Source organism: Hugenholtzia roseola DSM 9546 (assembly GCF_000422585.1).
GTDB classification, from domain to species: Bacteria; Bacteroidota; Bacteroidia; order Cytophagales; family Bernardetiaceae; genus Hugenholtzia; species Hugenholtzia roseola.
Genome location: NZ_AUGI01000034.1, coordinates 67,334 through 79,499, shown reverse-complemented (window position 1 = coordinate 79,499; position 12,166 = coordinate 67,334). Strand labels below are relative to the sequence as shown.

General features: G+C 44.0%; 11 protein-coding genes. 2 read left to right on the top strand and 9 right to left on the bottom strand.

Annotated elements, in window-relative coordinates:
- Positions 1-333: 333 nt before the first annotated feature.
- The 6 genes from G500_RS22040 to G500_RS0102490 form a co-directional block, all read right to left on the bottom strand.
- A complete protein-coding gene (locus tag G500_RS22040; protein ID WP_051203227.1) occupies positions 334-1,146 on the bottom strand; it encodes a PGAP1-like alpha/beta domain-containing protein in 813 nt (270 codons plus the stop codon).
- Positions 1,147-1,223: 77 nt separating this feature from the next.
- Positions 1,224-2,003, bottom strand: a complete 780-nt coding sequence (locus G500_RS0102520; RefSeq protein ID WP_027001449.1) for an ABC transporter ATP-binding protein — start codon at positions 2,001-2,003, stop codon at positions 1,224-1,226.
- A 72-nt stretch (positions 2,004-2,075) separates the two neighbouring features.
- The gene (locus G500_RS0102515) at positions 2,076-2,438 is read right to left on the bottom strand and encodes a CZB domain-containing protein (protein WP_027001448.1); all 363 of its coding nucleotides are present in this window, start codon (positions 2,436-2,438) and stop codon (positions 2,076-2,078) included.
- Positions 2,439-2,612: 174 nt separating this feature from the next.
- Positions 2,613-2,936, bottom strand: coding sequence for a hypothetical protein (locus tag G500_RS22035; protein WP_051203226.1), 324 nt, complete (start codon positions 2,934-2,936; stop codon positions 2,613-2,615).
- A 12-nt stretch (positions 2,937-2,948) separates the two neighbouring features.
- Positions 2,949-3,452, bottom strand: coding sequence for a hypothetical protein (locus G500_RS0102500; RefSeq protein WP_027001447.1), 504 nt, complete (start codon positions 3,450-3,452; stop codon positions 2,949-2,951).
- A 198-nt stretch (positions 3,453-3,650) separates the two neighbouring features.
- Positions 3,651-6,236 (bottom strand): T9SS type A sorting domain-containing protein, encoded by a 2,586-nt coding sequence (locus G500_RS0102490; RefSeq protein WP_161626062.1) that lies wholly within the window; start codon positions 6,234-6,236, stop codon positions 3,651-3,653.
- 418 nt (positions 6,237-6,654) lie between these two features.
- On the opposite strand from G500_RS0102490, the gene G500_RS24715 reads away from it, so the two are divergent.
- Positions 6,655-7,326 carry a hypothetical protein gene (locus tag G500_RS24715; RefSeq protein ID WP_027001445.1) on the top strand — a complete coding sequence of 224 codons (672 nt, stop codon included), beginning with the start codon at positions 6,655-6,657 and terminating at the stop codon, positions 7,324-7,326.
- A gap of 316 nt (positions 7,327-7,642) precedes the next feature.
- On the opposite strand, the gene G500_RS0102465 is transcribed toward G500_RS24715, so the two are convergent.
- The 3 genes from G500_RS0102465 to G500_RS0102455 form a co-directional block, all read right to left on the bottom strand.
- Positions 7,643-9,991, bottom strand: coding sequence for a TonB-dependent receptor (locus tag G500_RS0102465; RefSeq protein ID WP_211220123.1), 2,349 nt, complete (start codon positions 9,989-9,991; stop codon positions 7,643-7,645).
- A gap of 125 nt (positions 9,992-10,116) precedes the next feature.
- Positions 10,117-10,968 (bottom strand): hypothetical protein, encoded by an 852-nt coding sequence (locus tag G500_RS0102460; RefSeq protein WP_027001443.1) that lies wholly within the window; start codon positions 10,966-10,968, stop codon positions 10,117-10,119.
- A 67-nt stretch (positions 10,969-11,035) separates the two neighbouring features.
- A complete protein-coding gene (locus G500_RS0102455; protein WP_027001442.1) occupies positions 11,036-11,560 on the bottom strand; it encodes a hypothetical protein in 525 nt (174 codons plus the stop codon).
- 33 nt (positions 11,561-11,593) lie between these two features.
- Between G500_RS0102455 and G500_RS0102450 the strand changes: the two genes are divergently transcribed.
- Entirely contained in the window at positions 11,594-12,136 is a 543-nt protein-coding gene (locus tag G500_RS0102450) for an isochorismatase family protein (RefSeq protein WP_027001441.1), read from the top strand.
- Positions 12,137-12,166: the final 30 nt, after the last annotated feature.

Here is a 12,166-nt window from a genome sequence, read left to right as displayed (position 1 = left end):
GGTAAGAAGGTAGAGTTTTGCGTGTTAGCGGTAATTTTTTTTAGGGGTGAAGGGTAGAAAAAGTGTTCAAATACTGAAAAACTATGCAAAGATAGCAAGAAAACAACGAAACAAGGCGTTTAAAAATTGCGCCCCTCTTTATTTTCTCTGTTTATGAACAAAATTTAATCTAAGCCTAAAATCCTAATATATTTGAATCGCCGATGTATTTATTAGTTTTAAAAAAAAACTACAAAACAGACTTCAAACTATCCGTAAAGAGTTGAATACGAACCTCTTGTACAGATGAAAGTCTATCTCGTAAGGCTCATTTGCAAATAAGCTTTGCAAATCTTATTTGTCTTTCTTTTGTATGAAGAACCGCCAAGGGAAAGGCGGCTCTATTGGGGCTTTTTCTGTTACTTTTTCAGGCTCTTTTTCCAAAAGTGCCAACCTATCTGCCAAAGCCCAAAGCGTAGCAGGGTGATGTCCCATGCCCACATGACTTGCCACAACCTCGATGTTGTGTGTTTCGGCTTGAAAGCAATGTAGGGGCGAAACAATCCCATCTATTGGACTATAAAAACAGATGGACGGCACAGGCGGTGGCGTTTCTGCCAAGCGGCGCAAATTTTCATCTACTTCGCCCTGTTTCTGACGGCTTAAAAACTCATACATGCGGCTCGCGTGGCTATGTGCCTTTGTTCCTAAAAAGGGTGAAGCTAAGGTAATAACGGATTCTACCATTTGCGGTTGCTGATGTGCCAAAACACGCGCATAGATTCCGCCCAAACTCCAACCGATAAGCGTTACGGGCTGTTTTTCTTTTTCATACACATAGCGCAGACGCTCCAAAAGCAGGGGTTCGTACTCTTTGTACCTGCCCAAATTAAAGCCCAAACGCCACGCATACGTCCGATAGCCTTTCTTACGCAAAAAACGCCGCAAGATGCGTGTGCTAAAATCGCCATTTGCCAAGCCGGGCAATACCAAAACGGCTTTTTTCCCTTTCAGGTGGCGCGTTTGGTAGGATAAAAAAGGCGAAGAAAAGTAGTAAAAAAGTAGCTCACTTGCGCCTCTGACCAGTTCTGTGGCATAGAGCCAACGCGGTGGGGGCGCAGCCTTTGTCGTAAAGTCTGAAAAGGAGGGAGGCGCGTCAGGTTTCATATCCGAATAAAAAGAGATAAAAAATAAATTCGCCAGCGATTTGAGCCTATCCGCGCTTTCGACTTGTGCCGCCCTTTTTAGTCGGGCAAAAAGCGGTCATGACTATTTTTATAGGCTTTGTAGCTGCGCATTAAGTTATTGGAAAAGAGAAATTCATTTAGTTCGGAAACCGAAGAATTGACGATATTGTTTTTAGTGCCTTCCCAAACTTTGTAGCCCTGATGTAAGAAAATGACGTATTCGCCAATTTCCATGACCGAGTTCATGTCGTGTGTAACGACGATAGTGGTCATTTGGTATTCTTCTGTAATTTCTTTGATAAGATTGTCGATGACCGTAGAGGTTTGGGGGTCTAAACCCGAATTGGGTTCGTCGCAAAAAAGATATTGTGGATTCATCACTATCGCACGTGCAATACCGACGCGCTTTTTCTGCCCTCCGCTCACTTCCGAAGGCATTTTGTTTGCCGACTGTTCCAAGCCTACCCTTTTGAGGCAAAAATTGACGCGCTCCATCTTTTCTTCCAAACTCATTTTCGAGCGCATATCGAGCGGAAAGCGCACATTTTCGGCTACGGTCATCGAATCAAAAAGCGCACTGCCTTGAAAAAGCATGCCAATTTCCTGTCTGATGTCGCGTTTGGTATCCACACGAGCGTTCAAAAAATCGCGCTTATCAAATTCTACCGCGCCTTCGTCTGGCTCTATCAAACCTACAATACATTTGAGCAGCACACTTTTCCCTGTGCCACTGCCCCCGATAATTAAATTGGTCTGTCCTTTTTGGAATTGTGCGTCGATGCCTTTCAGGACGGCTTTCCCATTAAAGGCTTTTTTGATGTTGCGTACTTCTATCATAGCGAAATGGGGTAAAAAATAGGGGGAAATAGCAGGTGCGTGTTTTATTTTTTGAGTTTGAAGCTACGTTTCTCAATTTTTTTGAGTTGCAATTTTTTCCACTTCGGAAAGCAATTCCATAATTTGGTCGGAAATGCGCCCCAACTGTTTGTAGAGTAGTTCGGCTTGCTCACTTTCGCCACGCGCTTGTGCTTTGATGATGGCGGCTACCAAATTGTGTAACGTTTGATGGGTTTGGTCGAATTGCTGCATTTGCGCAAAATGCCCGTATTTGGGCTTGCCCACACTTTCAAACCACTTTCCCAAATCACAATCCTTGTACGAGGTAGCCTGTGCCAAAGTTAGCGTTTCTTTTCCATCTAAAAAAGAGCGCAAGCGGAATTTCCAATTGAGATGACGAAAACGTGCCGCCGAAAAATCTATTACAATAGCCATGCCTTTTTGTGTTTTTTTGAGAAAAAGAGAAAACAGTAGGCGCAAAGTTGCCTTTTTCAAAGCCTATTTTTTGCGCCCTTCACAAATCTTATGGAAAGGAAGGCAAAACTCGATTTTTTTGGGCAGAGTAGAAAATTGCTGTTTCTATCTTAGAAAGTGCCTTGTGTAAGGTTTTTATTTGTTTTCCTGCTTTTGGCTTTTTTCATTGGGCTGTAAAGGAATCGGCATAAAAAAAGACGAAGCGGGAAAATGCTCCAAATAAGCGGGGTAGTCTTGAAAGGGTGCAATCCATTCGGGCATGGCAAAGTGGCGCACGTGCCTTGATTCGGTGGAAAGGCAAAAGTCGGTAAGTAGAAAACGCCCTGCTACGAATTTTTGTGCAGATTTTGCCTGCCTCATATCAGACACAAAAAAGAAGCCCCACAGAGGCAGACTTAGTGCCAAAACCAATAAGCCCAAAGTAAAGGTCAGAAAGACAGAAAAAGGATAGACGCGCATTTTTTGATTTGCTTATTCTGTTGATTCATAGTTAAACTCAACCGTCTTGCCTTGTGCGTCTTTGAAGTTTAGTTTTCCCATAAATTGACGCAACGAAATAGGATTTGCCATTTGGGGCAATTCGACAGTGAGCATCTTGCCTTCGGTATCACGCAGGACTTCATCTCTAAAATTTTCTTCGGATAAAATTTTGCCAGCCTGTTTTTCTGTGTTTTTTTCGCTCCAATACCAAATCGCTAAGGCTTGGTCTTGGTCGGAATTGTTTTCGTATTGAATTTGTATCCATTGCTTTTCTGCTCCTTCGCCACTTGCATAAATATAGCCCGAAGGCTCGTTGGAAACCGTCATGGGCATTTCTTCTGTTGGCGTTTCTTTGGTGGTAGTTTCTTCTTGTGGCGTTTCATTTGTAGCTACCGTAGTGCTGCTTTCTTGGTTCTGTTGGTTATTTTTCTGACAAGCAAAAACCAAAGCCGCCGAAAGGAAAGAGGAAAAAGCAAGTAGGTATAATTTTTTCATTTTTGTTCTGATTTGGTAAAAATTAGAGAACTAAAAAAAGGACGTTTGCGCCGCCCCGTGTCGTTCTTTCTACAAAGATAGAAAAAAAGACAAAACTTGCGCCTTTGCCGCCCATACAAAAACCCTAAGAAGCGCGAAGTTTCTTAGGGTTTGAACTGACAAGTTTAGGGGCTGAAACGCCTAAATAGGATTCGAGGCTTATTGCTTGATAAGCAATTTCTTCGTAACCTGCTCATTTTCAATGCGGAAGGTTACAAAGTAAAGACCTTCGGTTGCATTTTCAAGCGTAATGGTCTGATTGAAAGCCGTTCCGTTGGTTTGGAAGGTTTCATTTTTGACAACTCTGCCCACTACATCTGTAACCACTACTTCTACCTGTGGCACTGTCTTCAAGAGTTCTGCACTTACTTGGAAGCTGCCTTTTGCAGGGTTAGGGAAAAGGTTGAAGGAAGCATTGGCTAAGAAGTCGGAGATGCCTGTTGGGTCACCGCCGCCGCCGCCACTTTGGTTACAATCTTGAATTTCCAAATCATCAATCGCCCAACCCCAGCCGATAGCCGCAGGGTCAGAGAAAAGACGGAAGCGCAACAAGACATTATCACCTGCACGGAAACGGTCTAATAAGTTCATCTCACGCGGACGGTAGAGTGCCGAAGTACCTACTGCTTCTGAATCCTGTCCGTTGATAGCGGCAGAATAAGCATTGCGCCAAACGGCATTGGCATCAGAATCATAACCATCTTGAAGCGGTCGCCAAGTAGCACCGTTATCAGTAGAGCCTTCTACAATAACATAGTCCCAAAACTCTTGGTCGCCAAATTCTGTACCCGGCTCACCCGGCTCTACCAACACTACTTCGCTAAATCTTACATAAGCCTGATTGCGGTTTGCTGCCACAACGATAGGCACTTGCAACTGCGAAACGTAGTTTAGCTCGTCTGTATTTTGAGAAGTGCCGCTTACGTAAGGGTGCTGTGTGTGAAGGGCTTTGCTATCAAAACCGCTTTCACGCACGATAGTAAAGGCTTCTGCACCTGCAACAACGTTAGTGGTGAAATTATCTACTACGTCATTGGCTTCAAAGTCTGTCGTGAAACATTTAGCAGGCTGTGGAATAGCTCTTACACGCACTTGGTAGAAACCTGTAGCAGGGGCAGTGGCTACATTACCCGCAGAAGAAGCGTCAGTGGCTACGATACGATACTCGATAATATCGCCTTCGGCTACTGTGCCGTAGTTCATATTGTTTCTATAAACGGCTGAACCGAAAGTAGGAGTAAGCTCGAAAGGCGTGCGGTCTTGTCCATTGACCTTAAATTCTACCGTTACTCTATCAACGCCTAAGTTATCTGTTACACGCGCAGAAACTTCGGCAGCAGTGCTTACATCATATACAAAAGGAATTGGCTCGTGGAAGATAGCGGGAGCTTCTGTATCAGGTCCGATATTGTAGCTATAAGTATTTTCAGGCGCACGGAAAGGTGCGGTAAAGGCACGGTCGTGTTCGTCTTCGGCAGTGAAATAATATTTTACTGTGCCTTGACGGTTCATGGCAGGGAAAGTGCCATTGTAGATAGCTCCCTGACCGCGCGTAAGGGTTACGGTCTGTTCTGTGGCAAAGTCGTCCATAGAATAGTGTAGTACTACAGAACCGCTCTTGATTTCGTTGTCGCTACGCACGATAGCCGAAACAGTATTGGTAGCTCCTGTATTTTCAATGTCAGGAGTAGTCGCCTCGTCGTGGTCGATGAAAGTCCATTCCCAACCCATGTCGGCAAAGAACTGCATCGTAAAGCCGGGGTCGTGAATAGCCTCGCCAGGACCAATTTGAGGGGTCATCAAAGAGTGTGGATTACCCGGCTGATAGGTAGATTCGTTCCAGTGTGAGATACTTGAACCGCCCGACCAAGTGCTGGGTGCGAAAATACGCGCAGGACGGTCTTGGTTCGCCTTCATCAAAATAGGACCATCTACATAGAGGTCGTTGCTGGTGAAAGCAGCTCCTAATTGGTTAGAAGGATTTGGGAATAAGTTGGTGTCGGTTAGGCGTTGTCCTTGTCCATTAACAGCATAGGTCATGTAGATAAAATCGTAGTAAGTGCCGTCGTTGGTAGTGCCGCCCATCTGCCCACGTCCGTTTTGAAAGGACGCTCCACCGATAAACCCGAAGCCGTGTCCAAGTTCGTGCAAGGCTACCGAAACGAGGTCGAATTGGTTGCCGCCCGGATTGCCGTCTAAGCCGTAGTACCAGTTGGTAGTGCTATTGAAATTTACGTTGATATCGGGTTCGCCACCATTTAGGTTTTGGCGCAATAATTTTTCTGCAATTACGACAGGATAAATCGCCGACTTAGGAGCTGCCCCCTCAAAAATGATGTTAAAGCCATTAGGTGAAGCCGAACCCAAAGTACCGCCCCCTAAACTGCGCCACTGTAGATAAACATTGACGGGTACGTCGGAGGTAAGCAAAGAAGCCCAAATGTCAATCGCTCTTTGGAAAGAGGCTTGCGCTTGGGGGGTGAAGCCTTCATAGACAGGCTCGATGCGCAAGGTCTGTGTTCTGCCTTCGCGAAAAGCTAAGGGCGCAGGCACATAGCTTTTGCCCTGATATTCGCCTTCGAAACAAATTACGTCGGGTTTTACTTCTATGCGCTCAACTTTTAACTTGGTATCTGTATTTTTAGGATGTGTGTTCTGCTGTGCAGAAGCATCAACTACCGAAAGCGTGAGTAAGCCTAAACAAAGAGTCGTTGCTTTGGCTAACTTGGTAAATAAATTCCTCATGGTAAAGCAATTAGGGTGTGTGAAAAACGACTGCTTGGGCAGCAGGTAGCTATTTTGAAGGCTCAATTTATTGAATCCTGACCAAAAAACCCAAACTTTTTTCGAAATTAACATTTTGCAACGAAAAGGTCAAATTCTACTCGCGTTTTCTACCAAAATTTATTCGGCTTCGAGGTAGTCAATACAGTTTTTATTTGGGAAAGGGTATAAAAAGAGCAAACCAAAATCGCTTTTCTATGCAGACGCAATCTTTTTGAAAAGGGCTGCAAATTTTTTCTCTTTTTTTTCAAACCCCATTAAACTTTGCACTTGCCAAAGGGTCTATCCCACAGAACCGCACAAAAAAGCGGCGTGAAGCGCGTTTCACTTTTTCATTTCTGATACCATTCCTATCACCACTTTATCTTCCCAAATCCTTATGAAAACCATTCGTAAAAATATTTTTGTAGCCTTCGCTACTTTGGCTTTCGCTTTTGCCTTTGTTGCTGCCCCTTTGCAGGCACAAAAACACCAGCATCATAAAGGCGAAAAATTAGAAGAAATGCAAAAAGAGTTAGGACTTTCCGAAGCCCAAATGGAAAAAGTACAGGCTGCCGCCCAAGTACGTGATGCCAAAATTAAGGCGGCACGCCAAAAAATGAAGGAAAACAGCCAAGAGCCGCGCGAAGAAATCAAAGCCGCTCGCCAAGCCTTTCGTAGCGAAGTAGAAGCCCTGCTCACGCCCGAACAAAAGGCAAAACACGAGGCTCTTAAAGCCGAGAAAAAAGACCCTGCCAAGCGTGCTGCCAAGCAAGCCCAAAAGATGAAAGAACACCTTGCCCTTTCCGATTCGCAGACCCAAAAAGTAGAAGCCGCCGCCACTACCTTCCACCAAAAAATGCAGGCACTCAATCCTGATGCCGAACCAGAGGAGGACGAGGACGAGGAAATGGGCGAAAAACGCGCCGAAAGAAAAGCCATTCGCCAAGCCTTTGATGCCGAACTCAAAGCCATTCTCACGCCCGAACAGTATCAGAAATGGCAAGAACACAAGGCAGAAAAAAAAGACCAAATGAAGGAAAAAAGAGGCAAAGGAAAGGGTAAGAAATAAGTCCCCCAAAAAGGCGTTGTTGCAACGATAAAAGTCTTAAATGCACCCCACCCCAAACCCCGCCCCCATAGGGCGGGGCTTTTTTATCATAAAATATCTTTGCTTTGTTATAAAAAATTCCAAAAATTAGTTTGGTTTTAGAACCCTCCCCTATTGGGGGAGGGCAGGGTGGGGGTTCAGGAGGCTTGTGCGAAGCACAAAACCCCGTTTTTTGACCTTTTGACCGTCGTAACAACGCCCCCCAAAAATCAAAACCAACTAAAACGAGCTAAAAAAAAGGAGGAATAAGCCTCCTTTTTTTGTGTTCAAATATTGCCTACCATTTGTATCGCACCGTCAGGCTTACATTGCGCCCTGCTTCTGGCAGATTCAAAAGGCGGTAGCGGCTTAGGTGATTCAAATATTTTTCGTTAGTAAGATTTTGTATTTGCATAAAAACATCTAATTTTTGATTCTTGATAGAAATTTCTGTGCCTGCCCTTAGATGCCAAAGTAGATAAGAAGGCGTTTTCTTTTCGTTTCTATCGGTTCTATTTTGCGCCGAAAAATAGTCGGCTTCTATGCTCAAATAGCTATTTTTGAGTAGATTTCCTATTTTTTTTCGCTGCCATTCTGATTCCAAAGAGGCTTGAAAAGGAGGCGTAAAGGGTAATGCTAAGGCGGTTTTTAGGTTTTGATTGTAGAGATAAGCCAGCTGCCCCTTCCAATGCCACCAGTCAAATAAACTCCATTCGGCTTGACTTTCAAAGCCTGTATGTAGGGCTTCGGTTTGGGTGTATTGATAAATCTGACCTGCTTCGGGTAGGGTAGAAAATCGTGCAGTAGGTTGTAGAAAGATGTAATTTGTGAAATAATTGAAGAAAGGCGAAAGCGAAATATTCCATTTTTCTTCTTTTCTATCGTGCAAAAGAAAAACCATATCTGCCTGATAGCCGCGCTCACTTTTGAGGGTAGGGTCGCCTTTTTCGTGCCTAAAAGTGCCATGATGCACGCCATTGGAGGTAAGCTCTACGATATGAGGCGTTCTGAAAACGTTTCCGATATTGGTTTTAAGTTGGAAATAAGGGCTTATACGATAAGCAAAACCCAAACTGCCCGAAAGGTTTTGATAAGTGGCTTGCAAGTCTTCGCTGCGTCGGTCTTTGTAGTTGAGGCTGCCATCTTCATTGTAAAAAATGACGCTATATCCTTGTGCCGTCTGAAAGGCAAAATCATAGCGCAAGCCGCCCGTTAGGGTGAAATGAGGGTTTAGTTGGTGTTCTTCTATCCAAAAAAGCCCTGCATTAGTCATAAAATAGTTGGGAATAAGAAATTCATAACCTGCAATGTTATTTTTTTGAGCTTGTGCATTAAAGCCAATTCTACGCTCGCCCTTGTTTGTGCCGTTTTTGTTGAGGTCTTGTATCCAAATGCTATTTGCGCTTAGGGTTTGCAGGTGCAGCCCCAAAGCCAAAGTGGTGTTGGGTATGAAATTCCCATGCGCATGGGGGGCAGAATTTTCCTCGCGCAAATTGTATTGATAGCCGATGTCGGTTTCTAAATACGCATTTTTAAAGTTGTGAGTATGATTTAAAATTATTTTTAGATGATTGTTGTATTGATTGGGCAAATCTACATTTCTAACATTGCCGTCATCTACAAGCTGATAGGCGCGAGGAATACCCGTTGCACCTGTAAAAAGTCCTACATTTTGATTAAAATTAGAAACACTTAATCGAAAGGCACTTTTTTGATAGAGTTTGCCATACTGAAAAAATAAGTTGTATTCCTTCCCTGCTGTATTTTTAAGGCGTTGATTTTCAATAGGTAAGATATAGCGATTGTATAGAAAAGTTTGGGCAGGCACGCGATAATCGGCAAAATCCTGTCCGCTTAGGCGCAGGCGAAAAAAGTGGTCTTGCTTTCTTTTTTCTACCCAAGCCGACAAAGAAACTAAATCATTATTAGAACGAAACCCCGTTTCTACGCCGCCTTTTATGCCTTCTTGGGTAGGAAAAGGCGCAGGTTGAAGGTTGATAACGCCCCCGATGGCATCAGAGCCGTAACGTAAGGCGGCTGCTCCGCGCACAATCTCTACATTTTCTACGGCAAAGGCATCAACTTGCAAGCCATGGTCTGTTCCCCATTGTTGGTCTTCTTGTTTGATACCCATTTGATTGACGCGCACCCTATTTTGGCTCATGCCGCGAATCATGGGCTTGGCTATACCCACGCCCGTATTGAGGGCATTGACTCCCGCTACCTGCTCAAAGGCATTGGCAAGGGCAATGCTTTGGTACTTGTCTAAATCTTTTCGGTCTAAAACGGTACTCAAAATGGGACTTTTTTCTATCTCCTGACCCAAAAAACTACCCTTAATTTCTACCGTTTGCAGCAATTCGGTATGCTCATGCAAACAGATTTGTGGCAGTTCGGTCGTATTTTTTTCTATCCTGATTTGCTGAATATGGGTATGATAGCCCAAACAGCGAAATTCGAGGTGGTAAGTCCCATGACAAAGACCCTGAATTTCAAATTCGCCCTTCGAAGAAACGACTACCCCTTTGTTCAATTCCTGAATTAGCACCGTCGCACCCAAAATCGGCTCGCGCGTGCCATGTTCGCACACACTACCGCGCACAGTGAGATTACAAGCAGGCTCTTTTTGGGCAAAAAGTGCTACCATTCCTACAAAATTCAATACCAAAAACAATAACAATCGAAGAACAAAAAGGGGCATCTGTATTTTTTGTAGCAAAGATATGCAACTTTGTTGCAAGAAACAAGTCCTATTTTGCGCTGTCGTTCATTTTAACCAATATTATCATTGACTTTTTCCTGCACCGATAAGTTTTGAAGCCCATAAATAAAGTCGGCAATCCTGCCTATTTTGTGTTTATTGAGGGCTTCGATGGCTTTTTTGTCGTCTTGGGTGATGGTCTGATGCTGGTATTGGGCAAAGGTTTTGGCATCTGTTTGGTTATGAAGGCGCACAAAAAGGCGTTTGGTAGCCATTGGCTCTTTGTCCAAAGAAATCGTGGTAGCGACGGCGACAAAATGCGTAATTTCGCCTATTCTTAGGTGGTTTCCCAAATTAGAGATAAATTGATAAAAAAAGTTTTCTTTCAATCCTGTGCTGTGTTCTATCGTCGTGATTTGAATAGAAATCAAAGAGCCATCAAAGACCTGCGCCTGCCCTAAGTGCTGTGCATTTCCGTAGCCCTTGATAACGACTTTGCCCGTATCTTCGAGCAGCAAAATATTTTTGATAATCGTGCCGCCTCTTGCCGAAAGGTGATAGACTTCATAAATGCCGCGCAGGTTGGGCAGATGTACTTGCGTTTGGGCAATATCGAGCGACTGTTCGCCATTTTCTAAGATGTAAGTGCCGCGTTTTTCGTCCCAAACAAAACTAAGCCGTTTCAAATAGATTTCGAGCAGCTTTAATAGGTTTGGAAATAGCTCCTGTTTGCGATTATAAATGCGATTGAGCTGTGAATCCGAGGAGGCGATACTGCTCAAATTTTTATATTCCTGCATCTTTTTTATTTCTTCAAGCCGTTCGGAAAGCCTTTTGTAGGAAAAGTTTTCGCTGTGTTCTTTCAAAACTTCAATCGCTTTGCGATAACGTTCTAAGTGGTTCTCATCTCTAAGTGTTGGCATAAGCAGAAAGGTTCAGAAGTGGAAAAAAAGGTTTCAAAGTTGGACTTGTCTTTTTGCAATATCGTCACTATTGGGCTTTATTGATTCGCCATACGCCTTCCGCCGTTTCGTCTGTGGGGTGCTTCTCAAAATGCAGGCGTAGGGTCTGTGTCTTCTTTTCGAGAAGGCTTAAAAGGGCAGCGGCTTGGTCGGTGTTCCACTTTTTCTTACAAAAAGTAGCTTCGGCGAAGGCTTGAATTTGCGTATCTTGGGCAAGCGTAGGAGCGGTTGCGCCTCGTGCCAAAATTTTCGTAATTTGTAGCCGCCACTCCAAATGGGCTTTTGGGTGTGCCTGACTTATGTCTAAAACTTGTGCTTCCACTTCTATTTGGTTGGGCGCAAGGTACTGTTTCGGATTTTGAGGCTGATGAGGCTTATCTTGTTGGTTTGCCATTTCGGTAGGCTGGTCAGAAGTAGAGCTTGGGTCGGAAGAAAGTGGGCGTTTGCAAGCCACAAGTCCCAAAAGAACTCCCAAGAATAGCCCTATTCGGAAAAGTTTTGACTTAGCAGAAGAAAAAGGCAGGTGCAAAACAAAAGTTCGGTAAGATTTCATGTTTCAATTTTTAATCTCAAATCTAAAAAAAATATGCGTATTAGAAAAGATAACACAGCTTTTATTTTGGTAGATGTGCAGGAAAGACTTTTCCCACACATTTTCGAGGCAGAAAGGTTAGAAAAAAAACTGCATACCCTCATTTCTGGTCTGCAAATCCTACAAGTGCCAATCTTAGTGAGCGAACAATACACCAAAGGCTTGGGCAAGACCATAGAAAGTTTGCAGCCGCTTGTGGCAAACCTACCGACGGCGGAAAAAATGGCGTTTAGTTGCTACCAAGAGGAGCGCATGGTCTTGCAAATAGAGCGGTGGCAGGCAAATTTTGTGATTTTGGCAGGGATAGAAACCCATGTCTGCGTCCTACAAACGGCATTGGATTTATTGGAAGCAGGAAAAACGCCCGTTATTGTGGCAGATGCAGTTTCCTCGCGCTTCGAGAACGACAAAATCATTGCCCTGCAAAGGCTTGTGCAGGCGCAATGTCTGATAACAACCGTAGAATCGCTACTCTTCGAGCTTTGTGTAAAGGCAGGCACGCCAACTTTCAAAGAGATTTCGCGCTTGGTAAAGTAAAATAGTGGGTCAGATAAAAATCAGACAAAA

Bases quoted from the DNA above. Each gene is read 5' to 3' on its own strand.
- G500_RS22040 (WP_051203227.1), bottom strand. From the start codon at position 1,146: ATGAAACCTGACGCGCCTCCCTCCTTTTCAGACTTTACGACAAAGGCT.
- G500_RS0102520 (WP_027001449.1), bottom strand. From the start codon at position 2,003: ATGATAGAAGTACGCAACATCAAAAAAGCCTTTAATGGGAAAGCCGTC.
- G500_RS0102515 (WP_027001448.1), bottom strand. From the start codon at position 2,438: ATGGCTATTGTAATAGATTTTTCGGCGGCACGTTTTCGTCATCTCAAT.
- G500_RS22035 (WP_051203226.1), bottom strand. From the start codon at position 2,936: ATGCGCGTCTATCCTTTTTCTGTCTTTCTGACCTTTACTTTGGGCTTA.
- G500_RS0102500 (WP_027001447.1), bottom strand. From the start codon at position 3,452: ATGAAAAAATTATACCTACTTGCTTTTTCCTCTTTCCTTTCGGCGGCT.
- G500_RS0102490 (WP_161626062.1), bottom strand. From the start codon at position 6,236: ATGAGGAATTTATTTACCAAGTTAGCCAAAGCAACGACTCTTTGTTTA.
- G500_RS24715 (WP_027001445.1), top strand. From the start codon at position 6,655: ATGAAAACCATTCGTAAAAATATTTTTGTAGCCTTCGCTACTTTGGCT.
- G500_RS0102465 (WP_211220123.1), bottom strand. From the start codon at position 9,991: ATGGTAGCACTTTTTGCCCAAAAAGAGCCTGCTTGTAATCTCACTGTG.
- G500_RS0102460 (WP_027001443.1), bottom strand. From the start codon at position 10,968: ATGCCAACACTTAGAGATGAGAACCACTTAGAACGTTATCGCAAAGCG.
- G500_RS0102455 (WP_027001442.1), bottom strand. From the start codon at position 11,560: ATGAAATCTTACCGAACTTTTGTTTTGCACCTGCCTTTTTCTTCTGCT.
- G500_RS0102450 (WP_027001441.1), top strand. From the start codon at position 11,594: ATGCGTATTAGAAAAGATAACACAGCTTTTATTTTGGTAGATGTGCAG.